This window comes from Sphingomonas sp. PAMC 26621, from assembly GCF_000251145.1.
GTDB lineage: Bacteria > Pseudomonadota > Alphaproteobacteria > Sphingomonadales > Sphingomonadaceae > Sphingomonas.
Window position 1 is genome coordinate 1 of sequence record NZ_AIDW01000021.1, and the last position, 18,789, is coordinate 18,789.

Below are 18,789 nucleotides of genomic sequence, written 5' to 3' on the forward strand. Positions count from 1 at the left end.
CCTATCCCCTGTGTGCCTTGGCAGTCTCAGGCGGATCGTCGACATTGCCCAGCACCGGCGCGCTCGGGATCGGCGGTGCCGCCCCGAGATAGTCGCGCACCAGCTGATCGATCGACGGCTCGGCATCCGAGTCCTGCAACCCCTGCTGGAGCCGCAGATAGCCGTAGCGCTGCTCGGTCAGGCGACGGCTGTCCTCCGCCGTGCGCAGGATCGTCGGGCGGATGAAGATCATCAGATTGGTCTTGGTCCGCGATTTCGCCTTCGAGCGGAACAGGTTGCCCAGCCCAGGAATGTCGCCGAGCAGCGGTATCTTCTCGATCGTCCGCCGCTCGTTGTCGTCGAGCAACCCGCTGATCACCGCGATATCGCCGTCGTCGACGGTGCGGACCGTCTCGACCTCGCGCTTGTTGAGGATGAGGTCGCTGTTGCTGCTCGACACCGGCCCCGCGATCGAGCTGACCTCGAGCCGCAGGTTGAGCTTGACCGTTCCGCTCGAATTGACCTGCGGGCGCACGGTCAGCTCGATCCCGACGTTCTCGCGCTGCGTGGTCTGGAACGCATTGTCGAAATTGTTCGACAGCGCCTTGCCCGTGGTGATCGGAATTTCCTGCCCGACGAGGCTGTGCGCCTCCTGATTGTCGAGCATCACGAGATGCGGGACCTGGAGCAGGTTGGACGTCGTGTCGCTCTTCACCGCGTTGATGATCGACGCGAAGATCGTATCGCCGATCTTGCCGGTGAAGCCGCCGAACCCGCCGCTCGCGCCGAGGATCGAACTCAGCGCGGATTGTGCGAGCGTGTCGCTGGTCGCGCTGTTGGTGCTGGTGGTGACGGTCCCGCCGTTGATCGTCGTGGTCGTCGTGTTGAGCTGTCGCGCGCCGACCGCGCCCGCGATCGTCAGCAGGCTGGGGGCGGTGTTCTGGAAGCTCGACGCCGCGAACACGCCACCCTTCAGATTGGCGATCGCGAATTGCGCGCCAAGCTGGCTCGCGACCTGATCGGACACTTCGGCGACGATCGCCTCGACCAGCACCTGCTCGCGCCGCGTGTCGAGCTGCCGCACGACCTCCGACAATTGCCGCTGCACTTCGGCGGGGGCGGCAATGACGATCGCGTTCGCGCCGACGAAGCGCGTCACGACCGCGGCGGTGCGCCCGCCCTGCGCGGTGATCGCGGCCTGGCTCGGCGTGCCGCCCGGCGCGCTGCTGTCCTGCTGGACCGCGGGGGTATTGGCCTGGCGCTGGACCGAATTGTTGCCGTTGCTGCCGGTCTGGGTGTTGTTGCCGAAGTTCGACTGCGACAATTGCTGGTTGGTGATCGGCGACGGCGTCTGCCCGACAAGCTGCTGCAACACCGGGAGCAACTGCTCGGCATCGGCATTCTCTAGGAACAGGACCTTGATCTCGGTCCCGTTCTTCGCGCGCCGGTCGAGATCTTCGGCGACCGCCGCGAGCCGCGCGACCGTCGTCGCGTCGCCGCTGATCGCGACCGAGTTCGAGCTTTGTACCGCGACCACGCTGGTGCCGTTGGCACTTGGCGCCGCCGCCCCGCCGCCTGCACTCGCGCCCGCGCCACCCCCACCGCCGCCGCTCTGTCCGGCCAGCGACTGCAGCGCAGTCGCGATCTCGCGCGCGCCGGCATTCTTGAGCGCGACGATCCGCGTCGTCGCGGTATTGGTGTCGATCCGCCGCAACACCTCGCGCACGCGGCGAACGTTGTCCGCAAAATCGACGATCACCAGGCTGTTGCCGCCGCGATTCGCGCTGACGGTGCCTTGCGGCGACACCAGCCCGCGCACCGTATCCACCGCCGACTGCGCATCGACCGAACGCAGCCGGACGATTTCGGTGACGAAGCTGTTGCTCGCCGCCCCGCGCGACCCGACGCGGCTCGGCTGCGATGCCGCGTTGTCAAGCGGCTGGATCCGGAAGCTGCCGTTGGTCGTCGGCACCGCGACCAGCCCGTTGGCGCGCAGCGTGGACAGGAAAATCTCGAAATATTGCGACTTGCTGACCGGGTGATCGGTGACGACGGTCACCTTCCCCTGGACGCGTGCGTCGATGATGAAGGTCCGCCCGGTCACCCGCGCGGCATCCGCGATGAACGCGCGGATGTCCGCATCGCGCACGTTCATCGTCTGCTGCGCGGTCGCCGTGCCAGCGCAGGCAAGCGCAAGCGCCGACGCCAGGACGGGCCGGAGAATCAGTCTTTTCATTGGCCCGCAATCGTAAGGGTAAGGGGAACGACCTGTCCGCCGCGCTCGACCGACAAGGCAATAGGGCCGCCGCGCGCCAATTGCGGCGCGAGCCGGTCGATATCGGCCTGCCCGCTGACCGGACGCCCGCCGACCTGGGTCACGATATCGCCGTCGCGAAGCCCCGCCGCTCGGAACGCCGCGCCCGAACCTTGCGAGCGCACGGTCAGCCCGCTGACCTTTCCGCCGTCGATCCGCGGGATGAAGCCGATGTCGCTGCGCACCTGCGCGGCGGTGATGCCTTGCGTGGGTCCCGGGATCGCCGCGGGCGGACCGGCGGGTGGTGGCGCGCCACCGCCCCCCATCAGCGGCGCGCCGGGCGGCGCGACCGCGGGTGCCGGGGCCTGCTCGGCCTGGGTGATGAACAGATCCTCGGCGCGTCCGCCGCGCTCGATCGAGACATGATCGAACGCTACCGACTTCAGGATCACCCCCGGCGAGATTTCCTGCCCGACGCCGATGCTCTGCTGGATCCCGTCAGCACCCGCGATGATCGCGGAGCCCCCGCCCTGCGCTTCGTCGATCCGCGTGCCGTACAGCGTGAGTTGCAGGGTCGTCACGACCGCAGGCCCCGCCGCGTCGCCACCGCTGGTGCGGAAGAACGGATCGAACCCGCGCAAAATTGCCTCCGGTGAACCGGGGATAGCGCCCTGGTCAGGCCGCCACACGCCGACCGGACCGACCGGGGTGATCACCGCATAGACGAGACGCGCGCTCTGGACGGCAAGGACCGCGATCAACGCGAGCTCGATCCCGGTGTACACCGTCGTGACGGGAAGGCGCCGCAGCAACGCCCGCGCCCGCGCATCCAAAACCAACCGCATGCGGACATCTTCCCTGTTCAAAGCCCTGCTAGGCGGCGCGTGTTACAGTCCGGTATCATAGCTGTGAACCTCATATGACACGGCGCGAAGCTGGAAAACAGCGGCAGATTTTGGCAGGAAAGCATTATGATGGAACCGTTCGACGCCATGTCTGCCAACTACGGATCGGGGCTGCCCGCGGACGCAATGGTCACGTGGCTTGCGGCGCAGCCGGGCGTCCAGCGTGTCCCCAGCGCGAAGGTTACGCTGTTCATCCGGCGCAACTTTATTGACGCTGCAACCTGCACCGCGCTGTGCGCGTCGGTCGATGCGACGCGGCGTCCCTCGACCCTGTCGGATACGAACGGCGACGCGAGCTTTCGCACCAGCGAGACCGGCGACCTCGACCCGCTCGACCCGCTGACAATCGACCTGAACGCCCGAATCAGCGCGCTGACCGGGCTCGATCCGATCTATGGCGAACCGATCCAGGGGCAACGCTATGCCGTGGGTCAGGAATTCAAGCAGCATACCGATTATTTCGAGCCAAGCGGCGTGGACTACGACCGATTTTGCAACGTCGCTGGCAACCGCACGTGGACCGTGATGATCTACCTCAATGAACCCGAGGCGGGCGGCGCCACGCGTTTCAAGGCGATCGACAAGATCGTCCAGCCCGAAACCGGCAAGCTGCTCGCGTGGAACAACCGCCGCCCCGACGGCACGCTCAACCCCGCGACGCTGCATCACGGAATGAAGGTTCGCGCGGGCACCAAATACGTCATCACAAAATGGTTTCGCGAACGTCACTGGGGCTGGTGACGCGCGTCAAGCCGCACGCAAAAAGCCCGCAGCACCAGGGGATGCCGCGGGCTTCATGAGATGGTGGGCGCGGCAGGGATTGAACCTGCGACCCCACCCGTGTGAAGGGTGTGCTCTACCACTGAGCTACGCGCCCGCTGCCTGGCATCCGGATCGGAGCCTGGCGAAACGGAACGGGGCAGCGCGATGCCGCCCCAATGCCGCGTCCTTAATCCGGTCGCGCCCCGCTTTGCAAGCGGCGCGCGCGCAGAAAGTGGACGAAAATCAGTTGACCGAGTCCTTCAGGCCCTTACCGGCCTTGAACTTCGGCTGCGACGATGCCTTGATCGTCATCGGCTCGCCGGTACGGGGGTTGCGACCGGTCGATGCCTTGCGCTTGCTGACCGAGAACGTACCGAACCCGACGAGACGGACTTCATCGCCTGCCTTGAGCGCTGCCGAGACCGCGTCGAACACGGCTTCGACCGCCTTGCTCGCATCCCCCTTCGTCAGCCCCGAGGTATCCGCTACCGTCGCGATCAATTCTTGCTTGTTCATCGCCATTAAACCCCCGTTTACCAATAGAAATCTGATTCCCAGCCAGCCGGCCGGTGGCGCAGTAAGGCGGGTACGGGGGGGGCTGTCAAAGCAAAAAGCAGCAACCCCGCCCCGAAACCGGCGCGGACTGGTCGTTCAGATGCGCAAAAGCATCAGTGATGGACTTCTCCACCAACCGGCGGGATTCCTGCCGGTGGCTGCGCCGCGAGATCGTCCGCTTCACTCCATTCGATTGCCTCGAGCGGCCCGGTCAATGCCAGACGCAACACTTCGTCGACATGGGACACCGGGATGATCTTGAGGCCGTTCAGGATGTTGGCTGGAATTTCTGCCAAGTCCTTCTCGTTTTCCTGCGGGATCAGGACGGTGGTGATACCGCCACGCAGCGCCGCAAGCAGCTTCTCCTTGAGCCCGCCGATCGGCAGGACGCGACCACGCAACGTTACCTCGCCGGTCATCGCGATGTCGCGCCGAACCGGTACGCCGGTCAGCGTCGAAATAATCGCAGTGACGATCCCGATCCCCGCCGACGGACCATCCTTCGGCACCGCGCCCTCGGGCAGATGGATGTGGACGTCCTTCCGCGCGAACAGGCTCGGCTTGATTCCGTAGGAGGGCGAGCGCGCCTTGATGAAACTGAAGGCGGTCTCGATCGACTCCTTCATCACGTCACCGAGCTTGCCGGTGATCTTGGCAACGCCGCGACCGGGCACGGTGACGCTCTCGATCGTGAGCAACTCGCCGCCGACCTCGGTCCACGCGAGACCGGTGACCGCACCGATCTGGTTTTCCTCTTCGCCGAGGCCGTGCCGATACTTTTTCACGCCCGCGAAATCGGACAGGTTCTCCGCGGTGATCGTGATCGCGGTGTCCTTGTTCTCGAGGATCCGGCGAAGCGCCTTGCGTGCGAGCTTGGCGATCTCGCGCTCGAGCGTGCGGACGCCCGCCTCGCGCGTATAGTATTGGATCAGCGCGCGCAGGCCCTCGGTGGTCAGCGTGAACTCACCCGCCTTCAACCCGTGCGCCTCGATCTGCTTGGCGATCAGGTGCCGCTCGGCGATCTCGACCTTCTCGTCCTCGGTATAGCCCTCGAGCCGGATGATCTCCATCCGGTCGAGCAGCGCCTGAGGCAGGTTGAGCGAGTTGGCGGTCGTCACGAACATGATGTCCGACAGGTCGACATCGATCTCGAGATAATGATCCTGGAACTTACCGTTCTGTTCGGGGTCGAGCACCTCGAGCAGCGCGGACGCCGGATCGCCGCGGAAATCCTGGCCGAGCTTGTCGATCTCATCGAGCAGGAACAGCGGGTTGCTGGTCCCGGCCTTCTTGAGGTTGGTGACGATCTTGCCCGGCAGCGAGCCGATGTACGTGCGGCGATGCCCGCGGATCTCGGCTTCGTCGCGCACGCCGCCCAGCGACTGGCGGATGAACTCGCGCCCCGTCGCCTTGGCGATCGACTTGCCGAGCGACGTCTTGCCGACACCGGGAGGCCCGACGAGGCACAGGATCGGCCCCTTCAGCTTGTTCGTGCGCGCCTGCACCGCGAGATATTCGATGATCCGGTCCTTGACCTTCTCGAGCGCATAATGGTCCTCATCGAGTACCGCCTGCGCCGCCGAAATGTCCTTGCGGATCTTCGACTTCTTGCCCCACGGCAGGCCGAGCAGCACGTCGAGGTAATTGCGCACCACCGTTGCTTCCGCCGACATCGGCGCCATCGTCTTGAGCTTCTTGAGCTCCGACGTCGCCTTGGTGCGCGCTTCCTTGGACAGCTTCATCGTGGCGATCTTCTGGGTCAGCTCGGCGATCTCGTCGCCCTCGCCTTCCTCGCCCTCGTTGCCGAGCTCGCGCTGGATCGCCTTCAACTGTTCGTTGAGGTAATATTCGCGCTGGGTCTTCTCCATCTGGCGCTTGACCCGCGACTTGATCTTCTTCTCGACCTGCAGGACGCCGAGCTCGCCTTCCATGAAGGCGAACACCATCTCGAGTCGCTTGGCCGGATCCCGCTCGACGAGCAGCGCCTGCTTGTCGCTGACCTTGACCTGGATATTCGCGGCGACCGCGTCGGCGAGCTTGCTCGCATCCTCGATTTCGCCGAGCTGGACCGCTGTCTCGGCGGGGAGCTTGCGGTTGAGCTTGGCGTAATTCTCGAACTGGTCGACGACCGAGCGCATCAACGCGGAGACTTCGGTGTTCGGCGCGACCGGCTCGGCCGAGTCGTCGTCTTCGGCTTCGAGCAGGTCGACCTGCGCGGCGAGATAGCCATCACGCTCGGCGAGGTCCGACAAGGAGGCACGGCGCTTGCCCTCGACCAGCACGCGAACGGTGCCGTCGGGAAGCTTGAGCAACTGGAGCACGGTCGCAGTGACGCCGATGTCGTACAGGTCGTCGCGCGCGGGATCGTCCTGCGCGGGGTCGAGCTGGGCAACGAGGAAGATCTCCTTGTCGCCCGCCATCGCGGCCTCGAGCGCGGCAACCGACTTGTCGCGCCCGACGAACAGCGGAACGATCATGCTCGGGAACACGACGATGTCGCGCAGCGGCAGGACGGGATAGGAATGCGGGGCAGAAGATTGCGTCATGAATACTCCGGGTCCGCGCCATTCAAGCGCGTTCTCCCTTTATATGGGGTGAATGGCGTTGCCATCAATCGTTCCGCGATTTTGGTGGAGCGTTGCAGCCGTGCGCCGGGCGGAATGACGCGGTCGGGCAGACCCAGCACCCCCTCTGTGTCGTCGCAAGCCGCCTGCATCGCGCCCCACCCGTTCGTTTCGAGCGAAGTCGAGAAACTTGGCATAACGCAGGGTTTCTCGACTTCGCTCGAAACGAACGGGAGGAAAGTAGACCCGCACTTAAAATTGTATATCGTGTTATATAACGCCGTATATAAAGGCCACGCCATGCCACTCGATATCCTGCAGGACCTTGGCCCCATCTTCCTCGGCAGCCGTCTCAAGCGGCTCGGAGAACGCATGCAGGCCGGGGCGGCGCGGATCCTCGCCGACGCGGGACTCGGCGTGCAGCCGACCCATATGCCACTGCTCGCAGGGCTTGAGAACGGTCCCCTAACGATCGGCCAGCTCGTCCAGGCGGTCGGCGCGAGCCAGCCCGGGGTGACGCGCGGCGTCGCGCAACTCGTCGACCTAGGGCTCGTCCAGACCGAGCCCGGGAGCGACCAGCGCCAGCGGACGATCTCGCTGACCCCCGCCGGGGTCGCCGCGATGACGCGCGCGCGGCTGCTGGTCTGGCCCCGCGTCGAGGCGGCGGTCGACGTCCTGTGCGGTGGCGAGGCCGATGCGTTCCTCGCGCGAATCACCGCGATCGAGGCAGCGCTCGCCGCCACGCCGCTCGATGTGCTCGCCGCGCAGGCCAATCCGCAAACCCTCGAGATCCGGGAATATGCCGATGATCTTGCGACCACGTTCCGCGATATCAACGCCGAGTGGATCACCACCATGTTCCGCCTCGAGGACACCGACCGCGCGGTGCTCGACAACCCGCGTGCGAAGATCCTCGATCCCGGCGGCACCATCCTGTTCGTCGAGGCGCGCGGGCTTGGCATCGTCGGCACGTGCGCGCTTCAGAAAACCGGCGACACCGGGTTCGAGCTGACCAAGATGGGGGTGCGCGAGAGCGCGCGGGGCCTGAAGGCTGGCGAATTCCTGCTGACCGCGATGATCGCGCGTGCACAGGCGATGGGGGCCGACCCCCTGTATCTGCTCACCAGCACGAAATGCGCGGCGGCGGTGCATCTGTACGAGAAGCTCGGGTTTCGACACGACGCGGAGATCATGCGCGATTACGGCGCGCGCTATGCCCGGTGCGACGTCGCGATGCGCTACGCTCCCCGCGGTGCAGCGACGTAACGCTCGGGCTACTCTGCCACGCGTGCGAAGATCAGGTGCGATCCCGAGGATTTACGCCTAACACGGTCGCGCAGGGGTTTGGTGGAGCGGTTCCGGAATGATGGTGTCTCGCGTTGCGTTGCTGCTGGCCGGCCTGTCGCTGACCGCAGCAGCCCTCCCGCAGAAGGGCGAGCCGCCGATCACCGCGCAAACGCAGAAGTCGGGCGGCGCAATCGATCCCGACCAGGCGAAGCTGACCTTCGCGGCGGCCGACCTCGCGTTCGAAATCCTGCCCGAAACCCAGTCGCTGCGCGGGATCGCCACGCTCGACTTCGCGGCCCGCGCGCCGCTCGCGCGGCTCGTCGTCGATCTCGATCGCAACCTGCCGGTCGAGTCGATCGCGATCGACGGGACCGACCTCCGCCCCGACGCCTGGACCAACCCCGAGGGCCAGTTGCGGATCACCCTGCCGCACACCGTCCCCGCCGGCCGGCACGTAATCGCGCGGATCGTCTATGGCGGGCAGCCCCACGTCGCGGTCAAAGCGCCGTGGGATTCGGGGATGGTCTGGTCGACGACCCCCGACGGCGCGACCTGGTTCGCCACGACCGCAGAAGGGATCGGCTGCGACCTGTTCTGGCCGTGCCTCGACTTCCCGACCGGCAAACCCGGCGTCGTCACTCTGCACATCACCGTCCCCCACGGGCTCAAGGCCCCGTCGAACGGCGTGCTTCTCGGGGTCGACACGCTCGCCGACGGGCGCACCCGCTGGAACTGGCGGGTCAAGCGTCCGACCACCTACGGCATCGCGCTCAACGTCGGGCCGTACGAACAGCTCTCGGGCAGCTACAAGAGCCGCTTCGGCAACACGATCCCACTCTTTTACTGGTATCTCCCCGGCGAGGACGCACCGGCGCGCGCGCTCTTCGCCGAATTCGCGCCGACGCTCGACTTCTTCGAAAGCCAGATCGGCCCCTATCCGTTCGGCGACGAGAAGGTCGGCGTCGTGGAAACCCCGCACAAGGGCATGGAGCATCAGACGATCAACGCCTACGGCAACGGCTATGCCAAGGCCCCCGAAGGGTTCGACTGGCTGTTCCAGCACGAATTCGCGCACGAATGGTTCGGCAACCAGCTCACCGCCGCCGACTGGGACGATTACTGGCTGCACGAGGGCTATGCCGAATATATGCAGCCCCTCTACGGCCGCTGGCGCGAGGGTGACGCGCGCTACGCGGTGATGATGGACGATCAGCGCAACAAGATCGCCAATCTCCGCCCGATCGTCTCGGGGACCGTCCGCACCGAGGAGCAGGTGTATGAGATCGCCAAGGGCGGTCCGGGCCAGGACATCTACTACAAAGGCGCATGGATGCTCCACACGCTGCGCGGGTTGATCGGCGACCGCGCGTTTCGCGACGTGACTCGCCTCGCGGTCTACGGGCGGCTCGATCCGCGGCCGGGCAATTTCGTGCCGCGCTATGGCACCACCGCCGAATTCGAACGGATCGTCCGGCGCGTGACGGGCAAGGACTATGGCTGGTTCTTCGACGTCTATCTCCGGCACGCCGCCTTGCCCGACCTGATCGAGACGCGCACGCCGACTCGACTGTCGGTCCACTGGAATGCACCGGGCGGCCGCCCCTTCCCCTTGCCGGTCGAGGTACAGGTCGGCGGCCGGGTCGTGCGTCTGCCGATGTCCGCCGGGTTCGGCAGTGTCGCGGTCGCGCCCGGAACGCATGTCGTGGTCGATCCCGCGGCCCGCGTGCTCCGTCGCTCGATCGCGGTCGAGCAATATCAGGCTTGGCGCGATGACCAGGGGCGCAAGAGAGCCACGACGACCGCCAAGGATTGACCCACCCGGTTCCCATGGAGACCTTCATGCGTTTTGCCCCCGTCCCCGTCGCGCTTCCCGGCCTCGTTGCGCTGAGCGTGGGTCTTCTGGCGTTCCTTTACGTTTTGCTGCTGGCGCGCGCGCGGGGACGCCGTGCGCCGCGCAGCGCGGATAGCGGACGTCGCAACGCCTCGATCGGATGGATCCTCGTCCAGGGTTTCGGGATCGCGGTGGCCGGGCTTGGACCGATCGTAACCACGCGCGGCTCGGTGTCGCCGCTCGCGCTGGCGAGCGCTGCGGTCGTCCTGCTCCTGATGCTCGCGGCGGCGGCGCTGTTCGATTCCGCCTCGCGGACGATGGGGCGCAACTGGGCGCTCGTCGCGCGGACCCGCGGCGACGGCACGCTGGTCGAGACCGGACCCTTCGCTTATGTCCGCAACCCGATCTACGCCGCGCTGCTGCTCATCCTGCTGGCGCTGGCGCTCGCCTGCGGGCATTTCGCCAATCTGGTCGTCGCGCTCCCGGTCTTCGCGCTCGGCACCGCGATGCGGATCCGGCATGAGGAGGCGGTGCTGCGTGCGGCGTTCGGTGTGGCGTATGATCGCTATGCCGCGCGCGTGAAGCGGTTCGTGCCGGGCGTCTTCTGACGCGATCGCCGCGCCGCCGCCGGCAGTACCTAGCCCGCCACCGCCGGCACCGAGCCGGGCACCTTCGGCGTCACCGGCACCAGTTCGTACAGATCAAGCAGCGCTCCGTTCCCCGCGCGCGTCATCACCATTCGCCAACGAAACGCCGAGACGCGTTCGACCACCGCCGCCACGTTGAGCGCAGGGTTCGCGCCGTATGCCGGCGCCGCACCACCCCGCACCGGCAGGAACGCGCCGAGAAAGACGCCGCGCGTATCATTATGGTCGAACAGCCAGCCGCGCGGCTGGCTCGCGCCGCTCTGCTTGTTGAATGCGACCCCATCGGCCGTGGCGACGACCGTGCAGAAATCCGGCTTGGCCGTCGCAAACCCCGCGTGCCCGCCAAACCGCACCAGCCGACAATAATAGAGACCCGGCGGCAAGTCCGGCTTCGGAAGCGCAATCGCAGGATCGACCAGCGGGCCTTCCGCAGCATAAGCGCCGCGCATCCGCCGTGGCACCGCCGCCCGCGCGCGACTCCACGTCGTGTCGAGCTGATCGATCGCCGCCCGGTCGACCGGCGTGAGACGCATATGCCAGTCAGTGGGAATGTCCGGTTGGGTGGCAACGGCGAGCCGGGGGTGCGGCGCACACCCCCCGAGCGCCACGCCAGCGAAGAGCAGCATCGTGATGATGCGCATGACCGTCTACTCCGGGCAACAGGACCGAACCTTGGCCGAAAGGCAGGTATACGCCCGGTAACCGTCGCTGGTTAACGAATGGTGAATTTCGCACGCAAAAAAAGGGCGCCGATCGCTCGGCGCCCTTTTCGATCCGGATGAAGGAGCGCTGTTACGCCGCCCCCGCCCCGGCCTTTTCCTTCTTGGCATAGACGCGGATCGGCTCCTTGCGGCCGTCGATCACGTCCTTGTCGATCATCACCTCGTCGACGCCGTCCATCCCGGGCAGGTCGAACATGGTATCGAGCAAGATGCCCTCGAGGATCGAGCGAAGCCCGCGCGCCCCGGTCTTGCGATCGATCGCCTTCTTGGCGACCTGCACCAGCGCCTCGTCGGTGAAGCCGAGCTTGACCGTCTCCATGTCGAACAGCTTCTGATACTGCTTCACCAAAGCGTTCTTCGGCTCGGTCAGGATCGTCACCAGTGCCGGCACGTCGAGATCCTCGAGCGTCGCGATCACCGGCAGACGGCCGACGAACTCGGGGATGAGCCCGAACTTGAGCAGATCCTCGGGCTCGACCGCCTTGAGCGTTTCGCCGGTCCGGCGTTCCTCAGGGCTTGCGACATAGGCACCGAAGCCGATCGACTTGCCCTGCAGACGATCCCCGATGATCTTCTCGATGCCGCTGAACGCGCCACCGCAGATGAACAGGATGTTCGTCGTGTCGACCTGCAGGAATTCCTGCTGCGGATGCTTGCGGCCACCCTGCGGCGGAACGCTCGCGGTGGTGCCTTCCATCAGCTTGAGCAGCGCCTGCTGGACGCCCTCGCCCGACACGTCGCGCGTGATCGACGGGTTCTCGGCCTTGCGGCTGATCTTGTCGATCTCGTCGATGTACACGATCCCGCGCTGTGCCCGCTCGACGTTATAGTCGGATGCCTGGAGCAGCTTGAGGATGATGTTCTCGACATCCTCGCCGACGTAACCCGCTTCGGTCAGCGTGGTCGCATCGGCCATCGTGAACGGCACGTCGAGGATGCGCGCAAGCGTCTGCGCGAGCAGCGTCTTGCCGCAGCCGGTAGGGCCCATCAGCAGGATGTTCGACTTGGCAAGCTCGACGTCCGCGCCCTTCTGGCCGTGGTTGAGGCGCTTGTAATGGTTGTGCACCGCCACCGAGAGCACGCGCTTGGCGCGCTTCTGGCCGATGACATAATCATCGAGCACGTCGCAGATTTCCTGCGGCGTGGGCACGCCGCCGTCCTTCTTGCTCACCAGCGCGGACTTCGTCTCCTCGCGGATGATGTCGTTGCACAGTTCGACGCATTCATCGCAGATGAAAACGGTAGGGCCCGCAATCAGCTTGCGGACTTCGTGCTGCGATTTGCCGCAGAACGAGCAATAAAGCGTGCTCTTGGAGTCGCCGCCGGTCATCTTTGGCATTTAGTCCATCCTTGGCAGCCCTTGGGGCGCACTACTGCGAGGGTCCATCCTAGACCGCCCCCGCGCGATCCGACAATCACCAAAATCGTCTCAAGATCGGTGTGCCGGGCTAAACCGTGGACGCCCGGCACTGAATATACGGTGAATTTACGATATTTACGAAATTATGCGGAGGTCAGCGCGGGCGGCGTGGTCGAGTCGTCGGGCAAGGCCGGACGCTTGTCGAACACCTGGTCGACCAGACCGAACTCCTTGGCCTCATGCGCCTCGAGGAACGTATCACGATCCATCGCCCGCTCGATCTCCTCGATCGGCTTGCCGGTGTACTGGGCGTAGAGCGCATTCATCCGGTTCTTGATCCGCTGGATTTCCTTCGCCTGGATCTGGATGTCGCTCGCCATGCCTTGCGCCCCGCCCGACGGCTGGTGGATCATGATCCGCGCGTTCGTCAGCGCGACGCGCATGCCGGGCTCGCCTGCTGCGAGCAGGAAGCTGCCCATCGAAGCGGCCTGGCCCATGCAGACCGTGCCGACGCGCGGCCGGATGTACTGCATCGTGTCATGGATCGCCATGCCCGCCGTGACGACGCCGCCCGGCGAGTTGATGTACATGAAGATGTCCTTCTTCGGATTCTCCGATTCCAAGAACAGCAGCTGGGCGCTGATCACCGAGGCCATATGGTCCTCGACGCCGCCCGTGATGAAGATGATGCGTTCGCGCAGCAGCCGCGAATAAATGTCGAAGCTGCGCTCGCCGCGATTGGATTGCTCGATGACGATCGGGACGAGGCCGCCCTGCGGGGAGGTCGTCAGCCCGGCGCCGTGAATGGGGGCCAGGAAGTCACCGGTGTCGAACGGATTGCGCATGATGAGTCTTGAAATCCTTTATGCCCCGAAGAGGCACCATACATCGGCGCTGGCGGAAACGAGTTCAAGCCCCGTCACGGATCACGCGACGATCAGGGACCAGCAAACCCCCGCCCCGTTGAGTCTCCCTCGCCACGCCCGCATCATCGCCTGCCCGGCTTCGAGACCGCGTTCGGGGAGGGCAGCGATTGCTTGCTCGCATGCGCGGCATGCTTTACCCGCACCTGCGACCCCGCATTCCGGAACAACAGTTCACCAGCCCAACCCGCCCAGTATGCGCCACCCGCCACGTCGCCCTGAGCGATTCCGGCAAAGACACATCAGCAGGATTGCATGACGCGCTGTGAAATAACCCGGTTACGGCCCGCTCAATATCTCTTGCTTCTTGCAAGTGCGATGTTCCTTTGGCCGGGGATCGTCAATAACGGCCCCTTTTACTTCAGCGATACGATCGCTTATGTTCGCGGTGTCGACGCGGCGGTTTATCATGCGACCGGAATTTCCAGCGAGTGGACGTCCAAGGCTGCAAAGCCTGCTACCGCGACACCGGACGCAAGACCCGCCGTCGCAGCCGCACAAGCACCCGTCCTTAGCAAGCCAGTCCTGCTCGGACGGTCAGCCTACTACGGCATCATCCTGTATTTAGGGGTATTCTTACACAGCTTCTGGGCGGTCCTGCTGGTGCAGGCGCTCATTGCAACGTCGATCCTGATCATCTTGCTGCGTCATTTCGTCGATCCGGGCGAGGGTCGACACTTCGCGATCGTGACTGTCGGCGGTCTTGCGCTGCTTTCGGTAACGCCGCTTCCGTTCTTCGTCTGCCTGCTCATGCCCGACCTTTTCAGCGGAATCACGATCGTCGCCGCGGCCGTGGTTCTGTTCGGATGGAAGCGGGAGCGACCGTTGGTGCGCGGCTATCTCGTGGCGATCTTGGCCCTCGCCGCGCTGGCACATTCGTCGAACGTGCTGTTGCTCGGCAGCCTAGGCCTCGCCTTCGCGGCCTGGACGCTGCTGCGACCGCAACGGAGGCCCGCAGGGATCGCACGCTTGCTGCCCCCCGCCGTCCTGCTCGGGTGCGCGCTGATCGGCCTTGCCGGTGAAAGTGCTTTCACCGCCGCGATCACGCGAATCACCGGCCAGGCCCCGATCCGCCCCCCTTTCCTGACCGCGCGCTTTGTCGACGACGGCCCGGGAACCGCCTATCTCCGCGCGAACTGTGGTCACTCCGACCTGGCGCTCTGCAAATTCGTCGACCGGCTTCCCGTTCCAAGCGATGGCTTCCTGTGGGATCCGGACCCCAGGACGGGCGTGTTCATGACCGTCCCACCGGAACAGCAGCGCCTTCTCGCCGCCGAGCAGTTCCCCTTCGTGCTTGCCAGCGTTCGGAACGCCCCCGTGGCAACCGCGGCGATGCTGGTGCGCGACTTCGCGACGCAGATCGGCAAGGGCGGTCTTTCCGAGTTTTATTACAACCGCGAGCAACAACGCTATTTCGAAGTCAAGCTGCCGGCGGCGGTGTTTGCCGAGGTGCGCCAGTCCCCGGCGTATCGCGGCACGATCCCGCTTGCCCCGTTCGAAACGATCTCGCTGCTATTGTCGATCGGCGCGGCGGCGATCCTAATCTCGTCCTGGCTTCCCCGATCACCCCTTGCACCCTGGTCGGGCTACGCCACGACCGCCCTCGGGGGCGTGCTGGTCAACGATCTGGTCTGCGGCTGTCTCTCCACGCCGCATGATCGCTACCAGATGCGCGTCATATGGGTGCTTCCGGCCGTCGCCGCAGCGATGCTGATCGCGCGTTGGGCGGACGCCGGAGCAGTCCGCACGCCCGCTCCGATCGATTCCACCAAAGCCTGAGACCGTTTGTCGGCAACGTCGGAGCCGCCCGTCGCAAACCCGACGGACGGGTCGGCATGGCCTTTCCGCCGTGTCGTGGCGACTATCTCGACACTGCCGAACCTCTGATGGCCGAAGCCGGCATAGGCATTGGCCGTGACAATAATTCCGCACAAACGAAAACAGGGGCGGTCCGTAGACCGCCCCTGCCGTATCATCGTGCCGTGGTTGAACCCGGAAGGTTCAGGCCTCGGGCTCCTCCGTCGGAGCAGCAGCCTTCTTCTTGGCCGGTGCCTTCTTTGCGGGAGCCTCGGTCGCTGCCTCACCCTCGGTGGAAGGCGCTGCCTTCTTGGCAGGCGCCTTCTTGGTAGCGGCCTTCTTTACTGGTTCCGCCGGGGCCGCCTCGGCTTGATCGGCCGGGGTAGCGGCGTCGGTCACAGGGGCCTCGGCATCGACTTCCGCAGCGCCTTCAGCATCGGATGCCTTGGCCTTCTTCGCCGGGGCCTTCTTGGCTGCCTTGGGCTTGTGATTGTCATGGTCGTGGCTGTGCGTGCCGGTCGAGAAACCCTCGTCACTCTCGATCGCTGCCTCGAGCTCCTCACGCGTCACTTCGCGATCGGTGATCTCGGACTTTTCGAACAGGTAATCGACGACCTTGTCCTCATACAGCGGCGCACGGAGCTGGGCGGCTGCCATCGGCTCCTGCTGGACGTACTGGAGGAAGCGCTGGCGATCCTCCGGGCCGTACTGCTGGGCTGCCTGCGCGATCAGGCGGTTCATTTCCTGCTGGCTGACTTCGACGCCATTGGCCTGGCCGATCTCGCTGAGCAACAGGCCCAGGCGAACCCGACGCTCGGCGATCTTCTGGTAATCGTCCCGCTCGGATTCCATCTCGGCGAGTGCTGCCGCCGGATCTTCCTCGTGCGTCGCTTCATGCTCGAGCTGCTGCCAAATCTGGCCGAACTCGGCCTCGACCATCGACGGCGGCACTTCGAAGTCATGCCCCTCGGCGAGCTGGTCGAGCAGCTTGCGCTTCATGTAGGTGCGCGTGAGACCATTGAGCTCCTGCTCGATCTGGCCCTTGAGCAGCTCGGTCAGCTGCTCGAGGCTCTGCAGGCCAAGCGAGGTCGCGAGCTCGTCGTCGATCTTGGTCTCGCCCGCGGTCTTCACCGACTTGATCGTCAGGTCGAACGTCGCGGCCTTGCCGGCCAGTTCCTTGGCCTGATAATCGGCCGGGAAGTTGACGTTGATCTGGCGCTCGTCGCCAGCCTTCACGCCGACGACCTGCTCCTCAAAGCCCGGGATCAGACGCCCCGAACCGATTTCGACCGACATGTCCTCACCGGTGCCGCCATCGAACGCAACGCCGTCGACCTTGCCGACGAAGTCCATCACGACAAGATCGCCGGTCTCCGCCGCGCGATCCTCGGCCTCTTCCCAGCGCTTCTGCTGGTCGGCGAACTTCTGGAGCTGTGCCTGAACCGCAGCCTCGTCGACGGGCACGGTCAGACGCTCGAGCTTGAGGCCCTCGATCGCCGGGGTCGGCACGTCGGGGAGCACTTCGAGCTCGACCTTGATGCTGGCGTCCTGCCCAAGCTCATAGCCGTCATCGAGGCTTACCGAAGGCTGCAGCGCCGGGCGCAGCTTGTGCTCGGCGATCAGCTCCTGGATGCCCTGCTGGATCGAGCTGTTGAGCGCGTCCTGCATCAGCGCCGGGCCGTGCATCTTGCGGACAAGATTGGCGGGCACCTTGCCGGGGCGGAAGCCGGGCATCTTCACCGTCGGCGCGACGCGCTTCAGTTCGGCGTCAACGCGCGAATCGATGTCCTTCGCGGTGATCTTCAGCGTGTAGGCGCGCTTCAGGCCCTCGTTCAACGTCTCGACAGTCTGCATGTTCAGGTCTGGCCTTTTACAGGAAATTCGTTTGGCTACCGCCCGTTTGCCACGGGCGGCTGGTGCGGGCGAAGGGACTCGAACCCCCACATCTTGCGATGGCAGGACCTAAACCTGCTGCGTCTACCAGTTCCGCCACGCCCGCACAGGACACCGCCGGTGTGGGGGGCGTCTATAGCAGGCGCGCAGGGTTGGGCAAGTCGCGGCGACACGTGTCGCAAAAACAGTCGAGGCGATTGATCCGGGACAATACGGGGCAACCCCCTCCCGGCCCATGCGTTACAAGGCGCAGAGGAGAAAACTGATGGCAAGCACCCCCCCCACCGAGCTTCCCCCGATGCCCGGCGACCCCGGTACGGTCCCGACCGAACCTGGTCAGCCGACCCCGATGCCGACCGAGCTCCCGGCGCCGACGCCAGATACCGACATCCCCGATCAGGCACCTATGGGCGACCCGTCGATCGATCCCGCACAGCCGGTCGACGACTCCGGTTTGTCGGGGGATTTCGCATGAGCGACATCGACACGAGCGAAGGCCCGATCAAGGGCCCGCTCGACGATCCTAAGGCCGACAAGGATGATCGCAGCGACCTCCAGAAAATGGTGGAAGCGCGCAAGGACGCAGTCGAAGACGGCGAAGGCGGCGATGAGCCCGAGAACTTCACGTCGTCCGGCATGGCTGACGGCGTCGGCGGGACTGGCGGCGTGACCAAGAACCAGGACGACGACGCGCAGTAAGCCGGCCTCCCGCTATCGTGCGATCGTCGCTTTGGCGACGATTGCACGATAGGCGGCAATGTCGCGCTGATAGTAGAACACGTCCGGCGCATCGAACGTGATCATGAACAGTTTTCCGCCGATGATCGCCGCGACGGCATCCCCCCTACGGCGCACTTCCTCGTCGACCCGGCTGTACGTGTAGCTGAATTGCACGCCCTTCTGCCCGAGGAACGTCGCCGGCCTGACCGCATCGATCTTCATTACGGGGGTATTGAGCGCGATCCGATAGCTCGCCTCGAACAGCGCGGGGAGATCGGTCAGCAACATCGTCGACGAGAAGCGCGGCAACGGCGTCGCGTGCTTGTTTACCTCGCGGAACAGCGCCCGGTCCGGTTCGATCCCGCCGTAGAAGGTGACTTCGTTCAGCCCGTCGCCGTCGATCGTCCAGCTCTCGGAATTGCGGCCGGGCCGCGCGCCCATCTTGTTCCATTCGCGATCGGGCGTCACCGTCATCGGCGATTTGGCAACCGCCACCGGCGTTTGCGCCGTGATCAGCGTATTCGACGCCAGCGCGGGCTGCGCCGTCGCGATCAGGATCGCGCCCAACCATGGTGTGCATTTCATGCGGA

General features: G+C 65.3%; 15 protein-coding genes and 2 tRNA genes. 7 read left to right on the forward strand and 10 right to left on the reverse strand.

Features of this window, described 5'->3' with window-relative positions; all coding sequences use genetic code 11:
* Window positions 1-2,211 precede the first annotated feature (2,211 nt).
* Window positions 2,212-3,078: a type II secretion system protein N gene (locus RI03_RS11530; protein ID WP_010217493.1), complete on the reverse strand. Its 867-nt coding sequence runs from the start codon at window positions 3,076-3,078 to the stop codon at window positions 2,212-2,214.
* 126 nt (window positions 3,079-3,204) lie between these two features.
* On the opposite strand from RI03_RS11530, the gene RI03_RS11535 reads away from it, so the two are divergent.
* Window positions 3,205-3,879, forward strand: coding sequence for a prolyl hydroxylase family protein (locus tag RI03_RS11535; protein ID WP_010217494.1), 675 nt, complete (start codon window positions 3,205-3,207; stop codon window positions 3,877-3,879).
* A 61-nt stretch (window positions 3,880-3,940) separates the two neighbouring features.
* Here the strand turns inward: RI03_RS11535 and RI03_RS11540 are convergent.
* The 3 genes from RI03_RS11540 to lon all read right to left on the reverse strand — a co-directional run bounded on the left by RI03_RS11540 (window position 3,941) and on the right by lon (window position 7,001).
* Window positions 3,941-4,015, reverse strand: a tRNA-Val gene (locus tag RI03_RS11540).
* A 128-nt stretch (window positions 4,016-4,143) separates the two neighbouring features.
* Window positions 4,144-4,416 carry an HU family DNA-binding protein gene (locus RI03_RS11545; RefSeq protein WP_010164287.1) on the reverse strand — a complete coding sequence of 91 codons (273 nt, stop codon included), beginning with the start codon at window positions 4,414-4,416 and terminating at the stop codon, window positions 4,144-4,146.
* 152 nt (window positions 4,417-4,568) lie between these two features.
* Window positions 4,569-7,001, reverse strand: a complete 2,433-nt coding sequence (gene lon / locus RI03_RS11550; RefSeq protein WP_010217496.1) for an endopeptidase La — start codon at window positions 6,999-7,001, stop codon at window positions 4,569-4,571.
* A 318-nt stretch (window positions 7,002-7,319) separates the two neighbouring features.
* Between lon and RI03_RS11555 the strand changes: the two genes are divergently transcribed.
* From RI03_RS11555 to RI03_RS11565, 3 genes are all read left to right on the forward strand, one after another.
* Window positions 7,320-8,285, forward strand: coding sequence for a bifunctional helix-turn-helix transcriptional regulator/GNAT family N-acetyltransferase (locus RI03_RS11555; protein WP_010217498.1), 966 nt, complete (start codon window positions 7,320-7,322; stop codon window positions 8,283-8,285).
* A 97-nt stretch (window positions 8,286-8,382) separates the two neighbouring features.
* The gene (locus RI03_RS11560; protein WP_010217500.1) at window positions 8,383-10,119 is read left to right on the forward strand and encodes a M1 family metallopeptidase; all 1,737 of its coding nucleotides are present in this window, start codon (window positions 8,383-8,385) and stop codon (window positions 10,117-10,119) included.
* Window positions 10,120-10,145: 26 nt separating this feature from the next.
* A complete protein-coding gene (locus tag RI03_RS11565; protein WP_238542350.1) occupies window positions 10,146-10,745 on the forward strand; it encodes a methyltransferase family protein in 600 nt (199 codons plus the stop codon).
* A 29-nt stretch (window positions 10,746-10,774) separates the two neighbouring features.
* On the opposite strand, the gene RI03_RS11570 is transcribed toward RI03_RS11565, so the two are convergent.
* The 3 genes from RI03_RS11570 to RI03_RS11580 all read right to left on the reverse strand — a co-directional run bounded on the left by RI03_RS11570 (window position 10,775) and on the right by RI03_RS11580 (window position 13,711).
* On the reverse strand, window positions 10,775-11,425 hold the full coding sequence (locus RI03_RS11570) for a DUF4893 domain-containing protein (protein ID WP_010217504.1): 651 nt from the start codon (window positions 11,423-11,425) through the stop codon (window positions 10,775-10,777).
* Window positions 11,426-11,576: 151 nt separating this feature from the next.
* Window positions 11,577-12,845: an ATP-dependent Clp protease ATP-binding subunit ClpX gene (gene clpX, locus RI03_RS11575; RefSeq protein ID WP_010164295.1), complete on the reverse strand. Its 1,269-nt coding sequence runs from the start codon at window positions 12,843-12,845 to the stop codon at window positions 11,577-11,579.
* Between the two features lie 164 nt (window positions 12,846-13,009).
* A complete protein-coding gene (locus RI03_RS11580; protein ID WP_010164296.1) occupies window positions 13,010-13,711 on the reverse strand; it encodes an ATP-dependent Clp protease proteolytic subunit in 702 nt (233 codons plus the stop codon).
* Window positions 13,712-14,107: 396 nt separating this feature from the next.
* Between RI03_RS11580 and RI03_RS11585 the strand changes: the two genes are divergently transcribed.
* On the forward strand, window positions 14,108-15,568 hold the full coding sequence (locus RI03_RS11585; RefSeq protein ID WP_010217506.1) for a hypothetical protein: 1,461 nt from the start codon (window positions 14,108-14,110) through the stop codon (window positions 15,566-15,568).
* Between the two features lie 222 nt (window positions 15,569-15,790).
* Here RI03_RS11585 and tig read toward each other — a convergent pair whose 3' ends face one another.
* Both tig and RI03_RS11595 read right to left on the reverse strand, forming a co-directional pair.
* Window positions 15,791-17,440 carry a trigger factor gene (gene tig, locus RI03_RS11590; RefSeq protein WP_010217508.1) on the reverse strand — a complete coding sequence of 550 codons (1,650 nt, stop codon included), beginning with the start codon at window positions 17,438-17,440 and terminating at the stop codon, window positions 15,791-15,793.
* A 60-nt stretch (window positions 17,441-17,500) separates the two neighbouring features.
* Window positions 17,501-17,585, reverse strand: a tRNA-Leu gene (locus tag RI03_RS11595).
* A 159-nt stretch (window positions 17,586-17,744) separates the two neighbouring features.
* On the opposite strand from RI03_RS11595, the gene RI03_RS23555 reads away from it, so the two are divergent.
* Together RI03_RS23555 and RI03_RS11600 are read left to right on the forward strand one after the other, a co-directional pair.
* The gene (locus RI03_RS23555; RefSeq protein WP_138995655.1) at window positions 17,745-17,954 is read left to right on the forward strand and encodes a hypothetical protein; all 210 of its coding nucleotides are present in this window, start codon (window positions 17,745-17,747) and stop codon (window positions 17,952-17,954) included.
* A complete protein-coding gene (locus tag RI03_RS11600) occupies window positions 17,951-18,178 on the forward strand; it encodes a hypothetical protein (RefSeq protein WP_010217512.1) in 228 nt (75 codons plus the stop codon). Before RI03_RS23555 ends, RI03_RS11600 begins: the two co-directional genes overlap by 4 nt.
* Before the next feature lie 12 nt (window positions 18,179-18,190).
* Here RI03_RS11600 and RI03_RS11605 read toward each other — a convergent pair whose 3' ends face one another.
* Window positions 18,191-18,784 carry a hypothetical protein gene (locus RI03_RS11605; RefSeq protein WP_026046668.1) on the reverse strand — a complete coding sequence of 198 codons (594 nt, stop codon included), beginning with the start codon at window positions 18,782-18,784 and terminating at the stop codon, window positions 18,191-18,193.
* Between the last annotated feature and the right edge of the window lie 5 nt (window positions 18,785-18,789).